Source organism: bacterium, assembly GCA_035454885.1.
Taxonomy (GTDB): Bacteria; UBA10199; UBA10199; order JACPAL01.
In genome coordinates this window covers 1-19,771 of sequence record DATIGE010000008.1, presented here as the reverse complement: position 1 = coordinate 19,771, position 19,771 = coordinate 1, and the positions used below count along the sequence as shown (strand labels likewise).

Here is a 19,771-nt window from a genome sequence, read left to right as displayed (position 1 = left end):
CTTGACTCGGTTCTCCATTTTGGGGGATACCCCCCTCCCATGATCACCAAAGACGAAGCCCTCAAATACCACTCCGAAGGCCGCAAGGGGAAGGTCGAGGTCGTCCCCACCAAGCCCTGCGAGACCCAAAAGGAACTCTCGATGGCCTACACGCCCGGTGTCGCCGAACCCTGCCTCGAGATCGAAAAAGACCAAAAAAAATCCTTCGAGTACACGGCCCGCGGCAACCTCGTCGCCGTCATCACGAACGGCACGGCGGTTTTGGGATTGGGCGATATCGGCCCGCACGCGGCCAAGCCCGTCATGGAGGGCAAGGGCGTCCTCTTCAAACAATTCGCCGACATCGACGTTTTCGACATCGAAGTCGACGCGAAGGATCCGGCCCAGTTCGTGAGCGTGGTGAAGGCCCTGGAGCCCACGTTCGGCGGCATCAATCTGGAGGACATCAAGGCCCCCGAGTGCTTTTTCATCGAGGAACAATTGATCGAAAAGATGTCGATCCCGGTTTTTCACGACGATCAGCACGGGACGGCGGTCATCATGTCGGCGGGGCTGATCAACGCGCTCGAGGTCCAGGGCAAGAATCTCAAGGACATCAAGGTCGTCTTTTCCGGCGCGGGTGCGGCGGCCATCGCGTGCGCCAAACTGGTCATGGCGTTGGGGCTCAGCCGCGAACAAGTGACGCTGGTCGACCGGCAGGGAGTCGTTTACGAAGGGCGTCCCAATCTTGAGCCCATCCGGGGCTACTTCGCCAGGAATACGAAGATCCACACCTTGGAGGAAGCCATGAAAGGCGCGGACGTCTTTATCGGCGTCTCGAGCAAGGACCTGGTGACGCCGGCGATGGTCAAGAGCATGGCGGCGAAACCCATCCTGTTCGCCATGGCGAATCCCGACCCGGAGATCCGTTATCACGACGCCATCCAAGTCCGCTCCGACCTCGTCATGGCCACCGGCCGGTCCGACTTTCCGAACCAGGTCAACAACGTCCTGGGTTTTCCCTACATCTTCCGGGGCACCCTCGACGTCGGCGCGGTGAAGATCAATCAAGAGATGAAGCTCGCGGCCTCGAAGGCATTGGCGGCGTTGGCCCATGAAGAGGTTCCGGAAGAAGTGTGCCGGGCTTACGGCGTGAAGAACCTCGAATTCGGGCCGGCATACATCATCCCGAAGCCGTTCGACCCGCGTGTCCTCTTGTGGGAGGCGCCTGCGGTGGCGGAAGCGGCGATCGCCAGCGGGGCGGCGACGCGGCCTTACGTGAGCAAAGAGGCCTATCGGAAATCGTTGGAGAAGATTCAGGCCAAGCGCCGGAGCGCGGCCTATCCGGAGTTTCGCGACGAGGCTGTGACCCGCGAAGAACTGAAACGGGAGATCCGCGATGAGATCAAGGCCCGTGTCCCCGTTCAACGATAATCACCGCAACTTTTACGATCCCATCTCGAAGAGGCGCGAACACCAACGCCCTTCGGCGTCTGGCGCGATCAGGCATAGAGATGTGTCAAGGAGCTGAACGTGAATCCTTCGTTAATCATTAGCCGCTACCATCTTCCCGGCACCGAATACTTCAACGGCATGCGTGCCGCAATGCCGCTCGAGACGCTGGCCGGTTACGCCGAGTCCTACCGCCGCGCGACCCTGTACGGGCCGAATCTCCGGAACGAAATGGACGTGCCCCTCTCGGGCTCCCACGAGTACTCCCCCTTCGGCGCGGGCATCGTGGAAAGAATCCGCGAATTTCCCGAGGAGGCCCATCACCTCACGGGTCGCTGGCAGAGGGCGCTCGTGGCAAGCCCGGCCACGGCCATTCTTGGGTTGGGCAGCGCGTCGGTTTCGCGCGACGAGGTGATCCGGGCGGAAGCCGCCGATGTCATCATGCAGGGCAAGGCGAAATTCTTTTTGGAGACGGCGGGCGTCAGCGCGACGCCGCTCTGCTTTCGCAGTTATCTCACCAAGGACCAGTTGGAGGCCCTTGACCGGTTGGACAACTCCCGGCGGAAGAACCAGGCGCGCATCTGGCGGGCGCTCAACTTCGCGGAGGCGGTCAAGGCCATCGCCTGCAATTTCGGTTTCATCAATATTGAGGACGCCCAGGGACGCGACCTTCCGTTGATCTTCGGCGTGTTGGAATGCCTGGCCGGTGAATGCGCCATCTGGTCGGACGACAAGCAGGGGACCGGGGTCATCACGGCGGCGGGATTCTTGAGCTGGATGAAAGTCACGAACCGCAAGCCCGAGAATTGCCGCGGGATCATCCTCGGGGCGGGGGCCGGCGCCATGGGCGTCTATGACGAGCTCGTCAATCACGGCATCTTGCCGGAAAACATCCTGGTGACCGACAGCAAGGGCGTTCTTCATGAAGGACGGGCGGACGTCGAAGACGACGAGTACAAGAGGAGGATGCGCCACGGAATCAAGGAAGGCGCGGAACTGGAAGAATTCGCCCGGGGCGCGGATTTTGTCGTCAACCTCGGCGCGAAGGAGAGCCTGACCGACGATCTCGCCCGCACGGAGATCATCGCGCGCGCCTTGGCGCCGAATCCCCTCTTTGCCCCCATGACGAATCCCGAGCCGGGCGTCACGCCCGACATGCTCGCGGCCGTTCGTCCGGACGCCCATTACGGAAGCGGCAACCAGCAGTACATCAACACCTTCAACAACTTCACCGCTTTCGGACAGATCGGGGCCGGCGTCCTGATGTCGATGGCGGGGGCGGTGACGCCCGGCATGACCAAGGCGGCGGCGTTGGGCATTTCGCGGGTGGCCGAGATGGACCCGCGATTCGGGAAGAACCATCTTGTCCCCAAGGCGACCGACATCCGTTTGATCGAGCATGAAGCCGGCTCCGTGGCGCGGGCGGCCGCCCGCGACGGGGTGTCGCTCCGGACGGGGAAGTTGCCCACGAGCGCGCAGCTCGAGCGCTTTGACGCGGAGATCTCGGAGATGGTCCGATTTCGGACGGCCTTCGTGCAGAACCACCGGGACGAGGCCGACGCGCGCGGCCGAAAATATTTCGAGATGCGCTATCCCGATCGTTTTGCCCCCTTCTATCTGAGCGATGAGAGGGAAGGGGAAGGGAGGCCGGAGTATTACGTCCCGCCGGAGATCGAGCGGACGGAGTTCGAGCATTTGGCCCGGCAGCTCGCGTTGAAAGAGGAGCGGTGGCAGCGTCTTCTGCTGGAAGACGGGCGTTTGCACCCAAAGGCCTTGACGACGGTCTTGAACGAACTCAAGCCCGCGACCCGGGGAGAAAGCGAGCAGGCGAAGATCGCTTATCGCGAGCTCTGCGTCATCGTGAACATCGCCACCGTCTGTCCCGCGCTCGGCTTGGCGCTCGCCTTGCGCCGCACGCGCGTGCGTCCCGAGAACGCGGAGAAGAAGGGCCCGACCGTCTTCCACCGCGAGGCCATCTTGAGCGTGGTCCTCCGGGAAGTGCCCGAGGCCCGCAAGGCGATCTATTCTTCCTTTCACAGCATCCCGGAGATCGGTCATTACAACGTCGGCAAATAGGTCCCGGGGCTTCGCCCCGCCCCCCAAGTCCCCGGAATCGGGGCGAAAACCCCCCACCGCCTGAAATCGTTCAAGACGCACCGCAACATTTTCTTTTAAATTTCGATAACTTAGACAAGGACGGCGGGAGGCGGTTCATGGTATCCTTCTTGCAGAAGTTACATAAAATGCGTCAATTTCTTGGAATCCTTCTGGCGGGCCTGGTGATCGTGACGGCCTTTTCTTCCATCGCCTCCGCCGGAGAGACCTCCGTGAGCAAGTCCCGGACCGGGATCGCTCCAGAAAAACAACCGGAGGCCCCTCTTTCCGGGAATCAAACGGCCTTCGCCCCCGACGGTTTCGCCCGCGACGTCATGAACCTCATGACCGGCATCCGTCATCCTCTCGATGAATCCACGAGCCTGACCATCCAGGCCGGCAAGAGCCTCAAGATCGGTGTGACCTTCTAATCCCGCACGTATTCCGGAGAATACGGAATTTCCCCGACTGGTCCCAAGTCTCGTTGATCGGGTCATCCAAATCCCTCATCATGGCGTCTAATGGGTATGGACTTGAAAGGCAGAGCCGTTCTCATTCTGCTCTCTTCGGCCCTCTGGTTCCTGATCGCGAAAGTCTTCCTCGCGCCGGGAGTCCCGGCGGCGGGAGCGGGACGAGGGGACCCCGCGGCCGGCTTCGAGGGCGAGCCCGACTTTGTGCAGGAAATCATGAACGACGTGGCCAACTCCGTGGTCGCCTCTTATTAGGGAAGGCTCTTGATTGTTAAGGGCCAAGGGCCGATCATAGCCCTCGATTTCAAGAGGGGGGCCTATGCGCATCGTTCTTCTGTTTCTCGTTTCATTTCTCATTATCCCGTCTCTCCAAGCCGCCCCGGGCGATCCCGACACAAGCTTCGACGTGGACGGCCTGGTGACCGCAGACTTCTTCGGCGAGATTGATTTTGCCTGCGACCTCGCGATTCAGCCGGACGGGCGGATCCTGGCCGCCGGAGAGGCCGATCATCCCTCTACCTATGATGTCGCTCTGGCCCGGTATCTTCCGGACGGCAGTCCGGACTCCAGTTTCGATGGGGACGGCAAACTCACCCTTCCGGTAGGGACCATCGGGGCATTGGCCCTGGGTGTGGCCCTGCAGCCGGACGGCAAGATCGTTATCGCCGGCACCGTGGACACCGCCGGTGGGAACGACGCGTTGGTCGCCCGGTTCCTCCCCGATGGAAGCCCGGATACGACCTTTGACGGCGACGGGATCTTCACGGCGACCCCAGCCACCAACAGCGACCTTTCGGACGTGGCGCTCCAGCCGGACGGGAAGATCGTGGCCGCCGGACGCGCCGGGACGGACATTCTCGTGATGCGGCTCAACGCGGACGGGAGTCCCGACGCCGCCTTTGACGGCGACGGAGTGGTGATCACGCCGATCGGGTCCGGCAATGATAACGCGAATGCCGTCGCTTTGCAGAAGGACGGAAAGATCCTCGCGGCCGGATCATCCGTCGGCGCCAACGAGGATTTCGCCCTCGTCCGCTATGATTCGGATGGAAAACTCGATACCAGTTTCGGCGGGGGAGACGGCATTGTGACGACGCCGATCGGCTCGGGTCTCGATCGCGCGACGTCGATGGTCGTCCTGCCCGACGGGCGGATCGTCTTGCACGGCTTCAGCGGCCCGGGCAACCTGTTTGCCCTGGCGCGGTACAATCCGGATGGCACCCCGGACGTGTCCTTTGATGGCGACGGGAAGATTCTCATCCCCCTGTCATCGGGCGTCGACGAAGGAAGCGGTCTAGCCGTGCAGGCGGACGGAAAGATCCTGGCCTTCGGGAATGCCGACGTCGGCGGCGGCAATAAGGACCTCTTCCTTGTGCGGCTCAATCCCAACGGGTCCCTGGATGCGGGCTTCGGGGGCGGCGACGGGATCGTCTCCATGGACGCGGGAACGGTCCAAGATGGAACCGGCGCCATCGCCCTCCAGCCCGACGGGAAGATCGTAGGAGTGGGTTTCAACGCCAACGATTTGGTCGTCGTCCGCTTCGAAGGGGACAGCGGGGACGTCTCGATCGTGAAGTCCGCGGATGCCGCAACGGCTGAGGTGGGCGACCCCGTGACCTACACGCTGACGGTCAAGAACAACGGCTCCTCGGCAATCGGAGGCGTCACCGTGACCGACGCCCTCGATTCCAAGCTGACGCTCCAGTCGGCCACGCCCGCGGCCGGGACCTGCTCCGGGACCGCGACGGTGGTTTGCGACCTGGGGACCATGGCCGCCGGGGCCCAAGCCGATGTGACGCTGGTCGTCAGGCCGAACGCCGCGGGGACCATCGCCAACCAGGCGACGGTGACGGCCCAGGCGGTCGACTCCAACCCCGCCGACAATACCTCGGCCCCCGTCAGTCTCACGGTGACCGTTCCGCCCGGAGGGACGACGACGGGGGGGGCGGGAGGCGACGGCGGCGGTTGCAGCCTGATTCGCTAGAGGAGGAACTCATGTTTTCCATCTTTCTGCTCTTTCTTACACTCTATCTTTCCCATGTTCCGGCCCTGCACGCCGCACCGGGGGACCTCGATCCGTCTTTCGGGACCGGCGGGGTCGTCATCGCAAACCCCGGAATTGTCGGGGGCTTTGAAAGCGCGGTGGCCTTGGACGCCCAAGGCCGGATTGTGGTCGCCGGCACGCTGGACATTATAGAAAACAGCGATTTCCTCGTGGCGCGTTTCAACGCCGACGGGAGCCTCGATGCGGATTTCGGACCAGGCGGGCCGGACGGGAGCGGTTTCGTGACGACCGATTTCGCGGGGGATGCGGATTCTGGAAGCGCCCTCGCCATCCAAGGCGACGGGAAAATCGTCGTGGTGGGATACTCGTTACAGGTCTTGTTCAGCGATTTCGCGCTGGCCCGCTACCATCCGGACGGAAGCCCGGACACGGACTTTGGGCCCGACGGAACCGGCCAGGTCCATACCGATTTTGACGAGCCGGGCGGCAGCAGTGACGTCGCCCAGGCCATGGCGATTCAGGATGACGGGAAGATCGTCGCGGCGGGATTCTCCGACAACGATTTCGCGCTGGCCCGGTACAACCCGGACGGGAGCCTGGACGCGGACTTCGGTCCCGGCGGCGCCGACGGGGACGGCAAGGTGACGACGGACTTGGGGAGCACCAACGAGGGTTTCGAAGCCGTTGCGATCCAGCCGGACGGAAAGATCGTCGCGGCGGGCAGCTTAGAATTGGCCAACTTCGATTCCGCGATCGTCCGATACAACCCGGACGGCACGTTGGACCCGACCTTCAATCCCGGGGGTCCCGTTCCCGGTGCGGTCGTCGCTGACTTGAACGGCACGGGGTTGGAGGACGCCGTTTATGATCTCGCCCTCCAACCAGATGGCAAGATCGTGGTCGTGGGGGAAGCCGATTTCCTCGAGTATGACATCATGGTCGCCCGATTTGATTCGAACGGAAGCCTGGACGACGGCTTTGGAGAAAGCGGTGTGGTCTTTACCGACATCGGCTTGGACGACTTCGGGGAGTCGGTCGTCCTCCAGGCGAACGGGAAGATCCTCGTGGGAGGCTCCGCGGAGATCGGAGAGAGTTTCGACGACTTTGCGCTCGTCCGCTACAACGCCGACGGAAGCCTTGATACCGGCTTCGGGGACGGCGGGATCAGCACGGACGATCTTGGGGGGGAGGACAACGGCCTTACGGATTTGGTGCTGCAACCCGACGGGAAGATCGTCGCCGCAGCGTTTCCGTTTTCCAGCGACACCCGCGACTTCGCCGTGGTCCGTTATTTGGGGGATCCGCCTTCCGTGATCTGCGGCAACGGCGTCGTCGAGACCGGCGAGGAATGCGACGACGGCAACACCGCCGGCGGCGACGGCTGCAGCGCGGCGTGCGCGGATGAGGACGGCGAGCCGTCCTCGGGCGGCGGCTGCAGCCTCGTGCGGTAGGATGCCCGTGTAACCGGCCTTAGTATACGTCTGAATTCACTTTTGTGATCGTGTCCGCCTCCCCGCTTGATCTCCTTTCGCCCCTTGAGCAACATGTTTTTCAAGGGGGTCTCTATGCGCTTCATCCTCAACTTATTGGGCCTGACGGCCGGTTTCCTCATCCCGATCTTTTGGGTCCACGGCCTTCACGCGGCCCCGGGCGATCTGGACACCACCTTCGGTGGCGGCGACGGGATCGTCACGACCGACATTTCCGGACTCGAGGATGACGGCATCGCCATGGCCGTCCAAGACGACGGGAAGATCCTCGTGGCGGGGGGGGCAACGACCGGGGCCGATGTGGACATAGCCGTTCTCCGCTACAATACCGACGGCAGCCTCGATAGCGGATTCGACGGGGATGGAATCGCCCTGACGAGTTTCGGTCTCTTGGACATCGCCCTGGCGATGGCCGTTCAGGACGACGGCCGGATCGTGGTGGCGGGGGGCACCTTGGACACCGGTCAGACGGTCCTGGTGCGCTATAACCCGGATGGCAGTCTCGATCCCTCTTTCAGCGGCGACGGGAAGGTCACAACGGACGTCGTCGGAGGCGTCACCGAAGCCGCGGCCGCGCTCGCCGTTCAAACCGACGGCAAGATCGTGGTGGCGGGGGGAAGCAGCGGAGCGGAGGGCGCTTTCATCACCCGTTACGACGCCGACGGAGGCCTCGACACGACCTTCGACGGGGATGGGATCGTTCTGACCGACTTGGGAACGGATGACCTGGATTGGAGCGAAGTCGCGATCCAGCCGGACGGGAAGATCCTCGTCGCCGGCGAGATGAAATCGGGAGATTACGATTTTGCCTTCGGCCGCTTCAACGCGGACGGCAGCCCGGATGCAAGTTTCAATGCCGGAGGCTCCGTCCCGGGCCTTCTCTTCATCGACTTTGCGGAGGCGGGTGAGGGCGACGGCGCCTTTGGGATCGCCCTCCAGCCCGACGGCAAGATCCTGGCGGTGGGGTATACGGGAAATGCAAACGCCGACTTGGCCTTGCTCCGGCTGAACGCGGACGGAAGCCTGGACACGTCCTTCGGCGGGGACGGCAAGGTCTCGACCGATCTGGGTCATGCGATCGATGTCGGTCGCGGGCTCGCCCTCCAGGCCGACGGAAAGATCCTCGTGGTAGGGGCCTCGGGCGATGACTACGCCCTGGCGCGATACAACACCGACGGGTCCCTTGATACCGCCTTTGCATCCGGCGGGTTCAAGGTCGCCGATGTCGGAGGAGGGGCGGAAGACGCCCTGGGCACTCCCGTGCTCCTTGCCGACGGCCGCTTTCTCTCGGCAGGATTCACGGGTTCCCCCGCGACCAGCCGCGATGTCCTTCTGATGCGTTTCTTGGGTGACACCGCCGATCTGAGCGTCCTGAAAACGGCCGAGGACTCCGAGGTCTCCGACGGAGACCGGGTCGATTTTTCGATCACCGTCACCAATGAAGGGCCGGGATCCGTCGGAGGCGTGGTCCTGACGGATGCGCTGCCCTCGGGTCTTGACTTGGAGGCATCCTCCCTCACGGCCTCCCAGGGCTCGTGCAGCGGGTCGGTGGACCTCACCTGCGATCTGGGAACGCTCGCCAACGGCGGGACGGCGACCGTCAGCTATTCGGTTGTCGCGAATACGGTGGGCACCCTCACCAACGCCGCCGCAGTGACCGCGCAGGGGATCGATCCCGTGATCCTCAACAATTCCTCGTCCGCCATCGTGACGGTCAAGGAGGGCGGCGGCTGTTCCTTGTTGCGCTGAGCGTATCAAAAATCCTTCATCCCGGAGGCCGTCGTTTGATAGAATCGAAACGATGACCCTCCCCTCCACCAGGGGCCCGGCGCGATCGGATGACGCGGAAGCGCTTCCACGGGAGAAGCTCCTGGAGATCTACTATTACCTTCTCCTCACACGCACCCTCGAAAACAAGATCGCCTACATCTGTCAGAGCCAAAACCCTCAAGCGCCTTTGATCATCGGCAAAGGTTATCTCTCGACGGGGCAAGAGGCGATCTCGGTGGGAGCGGCGATGGCGCTTGTTGACGGCGACTGGCTGGCGCCTTCCCACCGCGACATGGGAGCGCACCTGGTGCGGGGCATCACGCTCAAGCAGGTCTTCGCGCAGTACTTCTGCCGCAAGAGCTCCCCGACGCTCGGGCGCGACGGGAACGTCCATTTCGGTGACGTCTCGAAAAACATCCTAAGCTTCGTCTCGCACATGGGGTCTTGGCTGCCGGTGGCGAACGGCGTGGCGGCGGCGATGCAGTACAGAGGGGAGAAGGGGGTCGTTCTCACCTCCTTCGGCGACGGGGCGTCGTCCCAGGGCATCGTCCACGAAGCGCTTAACTACGCTTCGGTCTTCAAGTTGCCGGTCGTCTTCGTCATCAATAACAATCAATACGCGATCTCGACGCCTTTGCACGAACAGTCGGCCGTGGAGAACCTGGCGCTCCGCGCGGCGGGCTACGGCATGCCGGGGAAGACGATTGACGGCAATTCGGTCCTGGACGTCTATAAGGCGGCGAAGCAGGCGGTGGACCGCGCCAGGGCGGGGCAGGGCCCGTCGCTCATCGAATGCAAGACGTTGCGCATGGGAGGACACGGCACTCACGACCCGGCGACCTACGTCCCCAAGGACATGATCGAGAGCTGGAAGAAGAAGGACCCGATCGTGTCCTTCCGGAAATACCTGGAGGAGAAGCACGGCCTTTCGGAGACGGAGGAAAGGGCGATCGAGGAGAGAATCGAGAAGGAGATCGAGGAGGCGGTGGAGTGGGCGAGGACCCAGCCGCTCCCGCAACCGGAGGACCTGCCGAAGAACCTGTGAGGGGGCATCGATGAATCCATTATTCCTTATTTTTCTGGTCTTGGTTCCCTCCCTGTCCTGGGCGGCGTCCGGCGAGCCCGACGCGACCTTCGGGGGCGGGGATGGCATCGTTCAAACGCCCTTCGCGGTATCCTCCTTCGCCGCCGACCTCGAGATCCAGAAGGACGGGAAGATCGTCGTCGTGGGAACGGCCGACGAGGGAACGGGTTCGGATTTCGCCGTGATCCGCTACCATGCCGACGGAAGCCTGGACGACACCTTCGGCACGGGGGGCATCGTCCTCACGCCCGTCGTTCCCAACGAGAGCGACGCGGCCCGGGCTCTCGACATCCAGGAGGATGGGAGCCTGATCGTGGCCGGCAAGTCCTCGTTCAACGATTTCGTCGTGGTCCGCTACTCATCGGCAGGAGTCCTGGATCCTAACTTCGGCCAGGGCGGCGTTTTTCGGCTGCCCGGCGCGGACATTTCCGATTCGCTCGGCGGAATGGCCGTCCAGCCCGACGGCAAGATTATCCTGGGCGGCGTGAGGAACCAGGCCATCGCGGCGCTCCGGCTCCTCGCCGACGGTAGCTCCCTCGATCCGGACTTTGGAACCGGAGGAATCGCCACGGCCTCACTTGGAGGGGACGGAGGGGAGGGCCGCGCGATGGCCCTTCAGCCGGACGGCAAGGTCCTCGTCGCCGGCAGGAATTTCACCGATCAAGATACGGTCGTGGTTCGTTTCGACGGAGAAGGATCCCAGGAGATGGGCTTCGGCGGCGTGGGTTTCGCCCAACAGTCCCTCGTTCCGGGCATCGATTGGGCGGAGGCGGTCGCCCTCCAGGACGACGGCAAGATCGTCGCGGCCTGCCTGACCTCCGGTGTCACGAACGACATGGGCGTTGTCCGGTTCAATGGGGACGGCACGCCCGACCCGGGTTTCAGCGGGGACGGTTTTTTGGTCGAGCCCTTGGCCTCCGGCCAGGACATCGCCAACGGCCTCGCCTTTCAGGCGGACGGGCGCATCCTCGTGGTGGGATCGGCCTACGAGGGCATGGAGGGGGCGTTCGGCGTGATGCGTCTGAATCCGGACGGTTCGCTCGACGGATCTTTCAGCGGGGACGGCAAGAACCGGGTTGTGGCGGGCGCGGACGCCGAGGCCCGGGCCGTGGCCGTCACGAGCGACGGACGCATCCTGATGGCCGGCGTTGCGGGCGACCAGATCACCTTGGTCCGCCTGGAGGGCGATTCCGCCGACCTGAGTGCGACGCTCGGGGCCGATCCGGCCGGGGTCGAAACGGGGGACCCCGTGACGCTGACGGCCGTGATCGCGAACGGCGCCGGCATCCCCGTGGGCGGCGTGACGTTGGCGGCTTCGATCCCATCGGGATTGACCGTCGAAGGGACGACGCCTCCGTGTACGGGGACGTCGGAACTTGAGTGCCCGTTGGGACTACTCGCGGCAGGGGGGGCGGCGACGGTGACGATCGAGGTCCGCGCGAACGCGGCGGGGACCTTTTCGCCCCAGGTTTCCGTGAGCGGCCAGGCGGTCGACCCGAACTCAGGGAACAACACGGCGAGTGTCTCCATCACGGTGACGGAACCCGGGCCGGGACCGGGACCTGAACCGGGGTCACCGACCTCGTCTTCGGGGGGATGCTCGCTGGTGTTTTGACCGTGTAGGGGCGAATCTCGTATCAGCGATAGCAGCCCCGTAGTTAGGGGTCGCCCCAGACGCGCTCGGGCGAACACAAGGTTCGCCCCTACAAGGGGACAAGATGCCCGTTATGACCTACGGCGAAGCGATTCGAGACGGCATGCGCACCGCGATGCGCGCCGACGACCGGGTCTATCTCCTGGGCGAGGACGTGGCCGAGTACGGCGGGGTCTACGGGATCACCAAGGGCCTGGTCGACGAGTTCGGCAAGAGACGCGTGAAGAACACGCCGCTCTCGGAGCTCGCGATCATCGGAGAGGCGGCGGGCGCGGCCATCGCCGGCTTAAGGCCCATCGCCGAGATCCAGTTCTCCGACTTCATCACGAGCGGGTTCTCCTCGCTCGTCGACTACGCCGCCCCGTACTTTTTCCGGACGGGCACGCATGTGCCGATGGTGGTGCGGATGCCGTTCGGCGGAGGGCTCCGCATCGGTCCTTTCCATTCGAAGTGCCCCGAGGCCTGGTTCTTCCACGTGCCGGGCTTGAAGATCGTGACGCCTTCCACGCCCTACGACGCCAAGGGCCTTCTCCAGGCCGCCATCGAAGACGACGATCCCGTCCTCTATTTCGAGCACAAAAAGCTGTACTACGAGCTGAAGGACGAGGTGCCGGAGGGGAAGTACACGGTGCCCATCGGCAAGGCGGCCGTCCGTCGCGAAGGGAAAGACGTCACGGTCGTCACCTACGGGGCGATGGTCCATCTCGCCCTGAGCGCCGCCGAAGGGCTGGCGACCGAGGGCGTCGAGTTGGAAGTCGTCGACTTGAGGACTCTGGTTCCTCTCGACGAAGAGACGATGCTGAACTCCTTCCGCAAAACCAACCGGGCCATCATCCTCCACGAGGCTCCGCGACGCGGGGGCGTGGGTGCGGAGTTGGAATCCTTGATCGTCGAAAAGGCCTTCGATCACCTAGCCGCCGCCCCGGTCCGGATCGCCGCGAAGATGATGCCTGTGCCCTTTGCGCCGCAATTGGAGGATTTCTATCTGCCGTCGAAGCGGGATGTCATCGAGGCGGCGAAGAAACTGGTCCAATACTGAAATTTCGGATAAGATGCCCCGCATGTTGATCGCACTCACCATGCCCCAGTTCGGGGAATCCATCACGCAGGCCCGCATCGTCCATTGGTTGAAGAAGGAGGGCGACGCGGTCGCCGAGCAAGAGCCTCTGGTCGAGATGGAGACGGAGAAATCCGTCTTCTCCTACGAGTCTCCGTTCAAGGGGAGGCTCGTCAAAATCTTGGAACAGGACGACGCCGAGGCGCCGGTGGGGAAGGAGATTGCCGAGTTCGAGGTCTCGGAGGAGGACGGGAAGAAATATTTGTCGTTGGGGATTGGGAAGAAGGTGGATTCCAGCAGGCGCGAACCTAGTGTTCGCCCGGAACCCAGCGGGGCGACACCAAAGGGTGCGGCCGGTGCCGAGACAAGCTTCGCCCCTCCACCGGAACAACCGGCGCCCGCGTCCTCCAAACTAGCCCCCTTGATCCGCGCCCTTGCCAAGGAGCACGGCATCTCCTTGGGAGACGCCGAGAAAATCCCCGGCACCGGCCCGGGCGGGCGGGTCACCAAGGATGATTTGATAAAATTCGTTTCGGGTAGGGGTTTGGCGCGCCAAACCCCTACGGCGGCGACGCCAATGCCGCCTGTGGAACGCCCCGGGGTCACCAGCGTCCCCCTCGCCCCCATCCGCGCGCGGATCGCCGAAAACATGGTCTTGTCCAAGAAGACCATCCCTCACGCCGGCTGCAGCGTCGACGTCGACCTGAAACTCATCGACACCTGGCGGTCGGGACAGGAAAAGGCGCCGAGCTACGTCATCTTCGCCATCGTCGCCGTCATCAAGGCCCTCAAGAGCCACCCCCTCATCAACTCCGCCTTCAAGGAGAAGGAGGGCCGCCATTGGATCGAAACCTACGAACACGTGAACATGGGCATCGCGGTGGCGACGGAACAGGGACTCATGGTTCCCGTCATGCGCAACGCCCAGAAACTCTCGTTCCGCGAGGTCGAAAAGGAAATGGTGCGTCTCGTCGAAGGCGGCCGGAAGGGCACGCTCAAGGTCGAAGACCTGACCGGAGCGACGATCACCGTCAACAACACGGGGGCCGTGGGTGCGGTGAGGACGCAGCAGATCGTCCCGCCGGGCCAGTCGTCGATCATCGCCTTCAACAAGGTGGTGAAGCGCCCCTGGGCCGTCGGCGACAAGATCGAGGTTCGTCCGATCATGGGGCTCGATATCGCCTTCGACCATCGCCTGATCGACGGAAACCACGCGGGCCGCTTTCTGACGGAGGTGGCGAAGAACCTCGAAAACTTCGACTTTTCGCAGATTGGTTGATTTGCCATCCGGCGTCTGGTACCCACCCGAGACCATGACAGACAAGATCCTCAAATTGGGCATCCCCAAGGGCAGCCTTCAAGACGCGACGTTCCGCCTCTTCCAGAAGGCGGGTTACCGGATCACCGTCGGCAGCCGCAGCTATATTCCGTCGATCGACGATCCCCAGCTCTCCGGGCTCCTGATCCGCGCCCAGGAGATGGCGGGCTACGTGGAAGACGGCGTGCTGGATGCCGGGCTCACCGGCCGCGACTGGATGACCGAGCAGGAGGCGGACGTGGAGGTGGTATCGGAACTCCGGTATGCGAAGGCCGGATTCACGCCCATCCGCTGGGTCATCGCCGTGCCGAACGACTCGCCGATCAAGTCGGTCAAGGACCTTCAGGGCAAGCGCATCGCGACGGAACTTGTCGGTTACACGAAACGCTATCTGGAAAAGAACGGCGTGAAGGCCGACGTCGAGTTTTCGTGGGGCGCCACCGAAGTCAAGCCGCCGCTCTTGGCCGACGCCATCGTGGAACTGACGGAGACCGGCAATTCGCTTCGCGCGAACAACCTGCGGATCATCGACACCATCCTCGAATCGGTGACGGTCCTGGTCGCCAACAAGAAGTCATGGAAGGATTCCTGGAAGAAGGAAAAGATCGAAAACCTCGCCATGCTCCTGCAAGGCGCGATCGACGCCGAGGCCAAGGTGGGCCTCAAGATGAACCTGCCCAAGAAGAACCTCGACGCCGTCTTGAAGAGCCTGCCCGCCCTGCACGCACCCACGGTTTCCAGCCAGACCGATCAGGACTGGGTGGCGATCGAGGTCATTGTCGACGAAAAGACGGTGCGCGAGATCATCCCGGTCTTGAAGCGCCAGGGCGCCTCGGGGATCGTGGAATACCCCCTCAACAAAGTCATTTATTGATCGTTCGAATAGAAATATAATTCCTCGGTTTCCCAAATCCATCCCACGAAGGAGGAGGATTTTTATGAAAACAACGCTGACGGGACTCGGTCTGGCCGTCCTGCTGGCCTTGGGGACGCCGGCCCTGAAGGCGGCGGACAAGGCCGAAACGAAGCCGGCCGAGACAAAGGCGGCCGCCCCGCAGGCGAAGTCGGAAGAAGCGAAGAAGCCGGTCACCCCAGGGCCCCTCGACGGGAAGAGCTTCGTCGGGGAGATCGCGGCCAAGGGCCAGAAGGCGAATCCCGACACCTTCCTCTTCAAGGACGGCCGGTTCCGCTCCACCGCCTGCGACAAGTTCGGGTTCAAAGACGCGGCCTACACGACGAGCGGCGAGGGCAAGACCATGAGGTTCCGGGCCACGACCGTCAACACCTCCGGCGCGAAGATGGAGTGGGACGGCCTGGTCAATGGCGACAAGCTGGAAGGGACCGCCGTGCTCAATGAGCAGGGGAAGCCCGCCGTCGAGAACGCGTTCAAAGGGAAGATCACAAAGTAAAATCCACCGCGATCGCGTCGTGGTCCGAGGCGGCCTTGCCGTTGTGGACGAGGTTTTGGACGACCTTCGGCGAGAGGCTCGCTCCCTTGCGCGGGCTTACAGCCTTCCCGGGGCCGAGGATCTTGAGACCCTTCTGCGCGAACCAATCCAGCTTGAAGGAGCACTTGCCATTGTGGTTGCGGAGCGACCACTCGATAAATTTGAAGCACCAGAGGGGCAGCCAGTCCCTCAAATTCTTGAACTGTCTTAAGTCCTCCACGCTGTAGTGGTTGGTGCAGACGCCCATCTCGTTGCAGTCCTTGTAAGTAAACCCGTTCGCCTCCAGCATGTCGAAAAGGGACTTTTCGAATCTCCGCTGGGGATGCGGGTAGTGGTTCCGCATCACATGATCGACGCCCATGAAGACCCGCACCCAGAAGCCGATGATGGAGGACGTCGCGCTGTGCGAGTCGTAGGTGGAGGTGTTCCAGTCGCCGCCGATCAAGGCCGGATGTTCGCCTTCCTCGACGATGGCCTTGACCGTCGCCTCGATCTCCTCTTTGCGCTTCTCCTGCGTGGAACGCACGTTCACGTGCTGGCAACCCACGCGCAGGGGCTTGCCGGCCAGGTCGACGGTGGCGATCAAGGCGCGCTGGCTCCCCAGCCGCTTTTCGTTGCCGTGCATCTTGTCGTGCGAATTGGGGATGGAGACCACGCGCGGCTTGTGGAGGGGGTAGCGCGAGAGGATCGCATTGCCGTGCAGGCCCAGTTCGTTCTCGCCCTCGGCGTCGCGCTCGTCGCCGTTGCCCTTTTCCAGATTCAGGTAGGACGGCGCGAAAAAGTAATTCATCCCGAGTTCTTCGGCGAGGTCTCGGGCGACGTGGCGGTTCTTGGAGCGCGCCATCCCCAGGTCGGTTTCGGTGATGAGGAGCACGTCGGCCTTCGCCATCACCGGATGGTTTTTTAGAAAATAGACGATTTCGTCGAAACACATGCCGCGTTCGACGTTCCACGCGACGGCCCGGTAGAAGGGCTCAGGGGCAGGGGAGCCCTCCGCGCTCGTCAGTTCGAAGCTGTTCAGGGCCTTCAAAATGCGGGGCTTGAGCTCCTGATAAAGGGAGGACTCTTCCAGCGACTTCGTAGAGTTGAAACGCATCAATTCCGGAAAATGCGGATGGAGGTCGTGGTCGATCTTCTCGGCATGCTGAAAATCCATAAGCGATCCCGATACAAAGATGGAGCTAGCATTTCTGTCAAGGCTCCAAAAATCCCTTGGGACGAAACCCCAGATTCTGCTATTTTAGGCAGGCGCGCCAAAGGTGTGAGATTTTTAGGAGGGTCTTAAACGTGTCCAAGGTCTCCAGCATCTTGAGCCGCAAGGGCTTTGACGTCGTCACCGTTTCCCCCAAGCAGCGGGCGATGGACGCGGTGAACTTGATGAACGAGCACCGGATCGGGGCGGTGATCGTCATCGAGAATGACGCCGTCGTCGGCATCTTCACCGAGCGGGACCTTCTCCGGAAGATCATCGCCAAGGGAAAGCGCACCGAGGACACGCTGGTCGGGCAGGCGATGAGCACGCCGGTCGCCTACTGCACGCCGGAGACCACCATCGACGAGTGCCGTCTGGCCATGACCCAGAAACGCATCCGCCACCTGCCGGTCGTCGAGAACGGCAAGCTCAAGGGACTCGTCTCCATCGGGGACGTCATGGCTTGGGAGTTGTCCGAGCAGCAGACCACGATCCAATACCTCAACGAGTATATCTCGGGGCGTTGATTCCTAAGTAATTTCAGTCAGTTATAACCTTATTTTCCTCGTCACTTTATTATCATAAAATCGAATACAAAAAGATCTGGACATAAGTAATACTTATGCTAGCCGTCGAAGTCCGCCCCTATGCAGATCGAAGCGCTTAAAACCTTTTGCGACGTCGTCCGGCTCCGCAGTTTCTCGCGGGGCGCGAAGGAGAACGGCGTCACCCAGTCGGCGGCGAGTCTCATCGTCCACCAGTTGGAGGAGCGGTTGGGTGTCGCCTTGATCGACCGCTCGCAGCGGCCGTGGAAGCTCACGGCCGAGGGCAAGGCCTTCTATGACGGCTGCCGCGCGGTGGTGGAGCGCTACTTCGAGACCGAGGAGCGGGTGAGGAGTCTGCATGGCGAGATCGGATCGGTCGTCCGCATCGCCTCGATCTACTCCGTGGGTCTGGGGCCGATGAACGACGACATCCGGCGTTTCACCGAAGCGCACCCGGGCACGCGCGTGGAGGTGGACTACCTCCACCCCAACCGCGTCTACGACGCCGTGCTCGCCGGCGACGCGGACTTCGGCATCGTTTCGTTTCCCCGGGCACGGCGGGACTTGACCGTCATCCCCTGGTGCACGGAGGAGATGGCGCTCGCCTGTCCGCCGAACCACCGGCTCGCGCGGCAGGGAGAGGTCCGGCTCAAGCAGATTGCCGGCGAGAAGTTCGTGGCCTTCGAGCCGGAGCTGGCCATCCGGCGCGAGATCGACCGTTTTCTCAAGAAGCACGGGGTCGGCGTGGAGACCGTCCTCGAGTTCGACAACATCGAGGCCATCAAGAGCGCGGTGGAGGTCGGCTCCGGGGTTTCGCTCCTGCCCAAGCCGACCTTTGCGCGCGAGGTCAAGACCGGGACGCTCGCCGCGATCGGTTTCAGCCCGAACGGGTTCAGGCGGCCGCTGGGCTTCATCCACCGGCGCGGGAAGAAATTGCACAAGAACGCCGACTTGTTTCTGGACTTGTTGATGAAGGAAAAGAGAGAAGAGGAGTCCGTATGAAGACGATCACGGCGCCCGGAAAGCAAGGGCTGTACGATCCCAAGTACGAGCACGACGCCTGCGGCGTCGGTTTCGTGGCGAATCTGAAGGGCCGCAAGTCCCACGAAATCATCCGCCAGGGCTTGGACGTCCTCATGAACCTCCGCCATCGCGGGGCTTGCGGTTGCGAGGTGAACACCGGCGACGGAGCGGGGATCCTCCTGCAGGTCCCCCACGCGTTCTTGGAGAAGGAGACGAAAAAGGCGGGTTTCGCCCTCCCGGCCGCGGGGACCTACGGCGTCGGCATGGTCTTCCTGCCCCGGGGCGAGAAGGACCGAAAACGCTGCGAGGCCAAGTTCGAAGAGATTGTCAAGGCCGAGGGGCAAGGCGTGATCGGCTGGCGGACCGTGCCCACGGTCAACGATTCGCTCGGCGAGACCGCCAAGTTCTCCGAGCCCGCGGTGCGGCAGGTGTTCATCGCGGCCGGTAAGGGCACGGCGCGCCGTGCCCCTACGGACGCGCTCGATTTTGAACGGAAGCTCTACGTCATCCGCAAGCGGGCGGAGAACGCGATCCGTTTCGGGATGAACGGCGGGGCGTCCTTTTACGTCGCGAGCCTCTCCTCGCGGACGATCGTCTACAAGGGGATGCTCAACACCGAGCAGGTCGAACTCTTTTTCCCCGAATTGAACGATCCCTCGATGGAAACGGGGCTCGCGCTGGCGCATTCGCGGTTTTCGACGAACACGTTTCCGAGCTGGGAGAGGGCTCACCCGTACCGCTACATCGCCCACAACGGCGAGATCAACACGGTGCAGGGCAACCGCAACTGGATGCGCACCCGCGAGTCGCTGCTGGAGAGCAACCTGCTGCCCGGACTCGATCGTGCCTTCCCGATCTGCACGCCAGGAGCAAGCGATTCGGCGAGCTTCGACGAGGTGCTCGAACTGCTCCACCTCGGTGGGCGCAGCCTGCCCCACGCGGTGCTGATGATGATCCCCGAGGCGTGGGAGAACCACGAGACGATGGACGCGGCGAAGCGCTCTTTCTATCGCTTCCACGCGTCGCTGATGGAGCCATGGGACGGTCCCGCCAGCGTGGCCTTCACCGACGGCACCTTGATCGGCGCGGTGCTGGACCGCAACGGGTTGCGACCGAGTCGTTACTGGGTCACCGACGACGGTCTGGTGTTGATGGCCAGCGAGGTCGGTGTGCTCGACATCGATCCGGCG

16 protein-coding genes and 1 pseudogene are annotated in these 19,771 nt (G+C 62.9%); 16 read left to right on the top strand and 1 reads right to left on the bottom strand.

Going from position 1 to position 19,771, the window contains the following annotated elements:
• Positions 1-39 precede the first annotated feature (39 nt).
• The 13 genes and pseudogenes from VLJ37_02010 to VLJ37_01950 all read left to right on the top strand — a co-directional run bounded on the left by VLJ37_02010 (position 40) and on the right by VLJ37_01950 (position 15,782).
• A pseudogene (locus VLJ37_02010) lies at positions 40-1,230 on the top strand (malic enzyme-like NAD(P)-binding protein).
• 282 nt (positions 1,231-1,512) lie between these two features.
• Entirely contained in the window at positions 1,513-3,507 is a 1,995-nt protein-coding gene (locus VLJ37_02005) for a malic enzyme-like NAD(P)-binding protein (GenBank protein HSA58444.1), read from the top strand.
• A gap of 167 nt (positions 3,508-3,674) precedes the next feature.
• The gene (locus VLJ37_02000) at positions 3,675-3,956 is read left to right on the top strand and encodes a hypothetical protein (GenBank protein HSA58443.1); all 282 of its coding nucleotides are present in this window, start codon (positions 3,675-3,677) and stop codon (positions 3,954-3,956) included.
• Positions 3,957-4,052: 96 nt separating this feature from the next.
• A complete protein-coding gene (locus VLJ37_01995; GenBank protein HSA58442.1) occupies positions 4,053-4,250 on the top strand; it encodes a hypothetical protein in 198 nt (65 codons plus the stop codon).
• Positions 4,251-4,314: 64 nt separating this feature from the next.
• On the top strand, positions 4,315-5,979 hold the full coding sequence (locus VLJ37_01990; protein ID HSA58441.1) for a calcium-binding protein: 1,665 nt from the start codon (positions 4,315-4,317) through the stop codon (positions 5,977-5,979).
• An 11-nt stretch (positions 5,980-5,990) separates the two neighbouring features.
• Complete coding sequence (locus VLJ37_01985) at positions 5,991-7,451, top strand: DUF4215 domain-containing protein (GenBank protein ID HSA58440.1); 1,461 nt, start codon at positions 5,991-5,993, stop codon at positions 7,449-7,451.
• A 114-nt stretch (positions 7,452-7,565) separates the two neighbouring features.
• Positions 7,566-9,239, top strand: coding sequence for a calcium-binding protein (locus tag VLJ37_01980; protein ID HSA58439.1), 1,674 nt, complete (start codon positions 7,566-7,568; stop codon positions 9,237-9,239).
• 52 nt (positions 9,240-9,291) lie between these two features.
• The gene (locus VLJ37_01975) at positions 9,292-10,305 is read left to right on the top strand and encodes a thiamine pyrophosphate-dependent dehydrogenase E1 component subunit alpha (protein HSA58438.1); all 1,014 of its coding nucleotides are present in this window, start codon (positions 9,292-9,294) and stop codon (positions 10,303-10,305) included.
• A gap of 10 nt (positions 10,306-10,315) precedes the next feature.
• Entirely contained in the window at positions 10,316-11,959 is a 1,644-nt protein-coding gene (locus tag VLJ37_01970; GenBank protein HSA58437.1) for a hypothetical protein, read from the top strand.
• A gap of 103 nt (positions 11,960-12,062) precedes the next feature.
• Positions 12,063-13,037: an alpha-ketoacid dehydrogenase subunit beta gene (locus tag VLJ37_01965; GenBank protein ID HSA58436.1), complete on the top strand. Its 975-nt coding sequence runs from the start codon at positions 12,063-12,065 to the stop codon at positions 13,035-13,037.
• 22 nt (positions 13,038-13,059) lie between these two features.
• Entirely contained in the window at positions 13,060-14,334 is a 1,275-nt protein-coding gene (locus VLJ37_01960) for a dihydrolipoamide acetyltransferase family protein (GenBank protein ID HSA58435.1), read from the top strand.
• Between the two features lie 34 nt (positions 14,335-14,368).
• Positions 14,369-15,247, top strand: a complete 879-nt coding sequence (gene hisG, locus VLJ37_01955; GenBank protein HSA58434.1) for an ATP phosphoribosyltransferase — start codon at positions 14,369-14,371, stop codon at positions 15,245-15,247.
• A gap of 64 nt (positions 15,248-15,311) precedes the next feature.
• The gene (locus tag VLJ37_01950; GenBank protein ID HSA58433.1) at positions 15,312-15,782 is read left to right on the top strand and encodes a hypothetical protein; all 471 of its coding nucleotides are present in this window, start codon (positions 15,312-15,314) and stop codon (positions 15,780-15,782) included.
• Here VLJ37_01950 and VLJ37_01945 read toward each other — a convergent pair.
• On the bottom strand, positions 15,772-16,977 hold the full coding sequence (locus VLJ37_01945; protein HSA58432.1) for an endonuclease/exonuclease/phosphatase family protein: 1,206 nt from the start codon (positions 16,975-16,977) through the stop codon (positions 15,772-15,774). The two genes, VLJ37_01950 and VLJ37_01945, sit on opposite strands and share 11 nt — an antisense overlap.
• 131 nt (positions 16,978-17,108) lie before the next feature.
• Between VLJ37_01945 and VLJ37_01940 the strand changes: the two genes are divergently transcribed.
• The 3 genes from VLJ37_01940 to VLJ37_01930 all read left to right on the top strand — a co-directional run.
• A complete protein-coding gene (locus VLJ37_01940; GenBank protein ID HSA58431.1) occupies positions 17,109-17,540 on the top strand; it encodes a CBS domain-containing protein in 432 nt (143 codons plus the stop codon).
• 120 nt (positions 17,541-17,660) lie between these two features.
• Positions 17,661-18,560, top strand: coding sequence for a LysR family transcriptional regulator (locus tag VLJ37_01935; GenBank protein ID HSA58430.1), 900 nt, complete (start codon positions 17,661-17,663; stop codon positions 18,558-18,560).
• A partial coding sequence (locus VLJ37_01930; GenBank protein ID HSA58429.1) for a glutamate synthase subunit alpha occupies positions 18,557-19,771 on the top strand: 1,215 nt, incomplete at its 3' end. The genes VLJ37_01935 and VLJ37_01930, both read left to right, overlap by 4 nt.

Excerpts from the sequence above, each read along its gene's own strand:
- VLJ37_02000 (HSA58443.1), top strand. The coding sequence starts at position 3,675 with ATGCGTCAATTTCTTGGAATCCTTCTGGCGGGCCTGGTGATCGTGACG.
- VLJ37_01995 (HSA58442.1), top strand. The coding sequence starts at position 4,053 with ATGGACTTGAAAGGCAGAGCCGTTCTCATTCTGCTCTCTTCGGCCCTC.
- VLJ37_01990 (HSA58441.1), top strand. The coding sequence starts at position 4,315 with ATGCGCATCGTTCTTCTGTTTCTCGTTTCATTTCTCATTATCCCGTCT.
- VLJ37_01985 (HSA58440.1), top strand. The coding sequence starts at position 5,991 with ATGTTTTCCATCTTTCTGCTCTTTCTTACACTCTATCTTTCCCATGTT.
- VLJ37_01980 (HSA58439.1), top strand. The coding sequence starts at position 7,566 with ATGCGCTTCATCCTCAACTTATTGGGCCTGACGGCCGGTTTCCTCATC.
- VLJ37_01975 (HSA58438.1), top strand. The coding sequence starts at position 9,292 with ATGACCCTCCCCTCCACCAGGGGCCCGGCGCGATCGGATGACGCGGAA.
- VLJ37_01970 (HSA58437.1), top strand. The coding sequence starts at position 10,316 with ATGAATCCATTATTCCTTATTTTTCTGGTCTTGGTTCCCTCCCTGTCC.
- VLJ37_01965 (HSA58436.1), top strand. The coding sequence starts at position 12,063 with ATGCCCGTTATGACCTACGGCGAAGCGATTCGAGACGGCATGCGCACC.
- VLJ37_01960 (HSA58435.1), top strand. The coding sequence starts at position 13,060 with ATGTTGATCGCACTCACCATGCCCCAGTTCGGGGAATCCATCACGCAG.
- hisG (HSA58434.1), top strand. The coding sequence starts at position 14,369 with ATGACAGACAAGATCCTCAAATTGGGCATCCCCAAGGGCAGCCTTCAA.
- VLJ37_01950 (HSA58433.1), top strand. The coding sequence starts at position 15,312 with ATGAAAACAACGCTGACGGGACTCGGTCTGGCCGTCCTGCTGGCCTTG.
- VLJ37_01945 (HSA58432.1), bottom strand. The coding sequence starts at position 16,977 with ATGGATTTTCAGCATGCCGAGAAGATCGACCACGACCTCCATCCGCAT.
- VLJ37_01935 (HSA58430.1), top strand. The coding sequence starts at position 17,661 with ATGCAGATCGAAGCGCTTAAAACCTTTTGCGACGTCGTCCGGCTCCGC.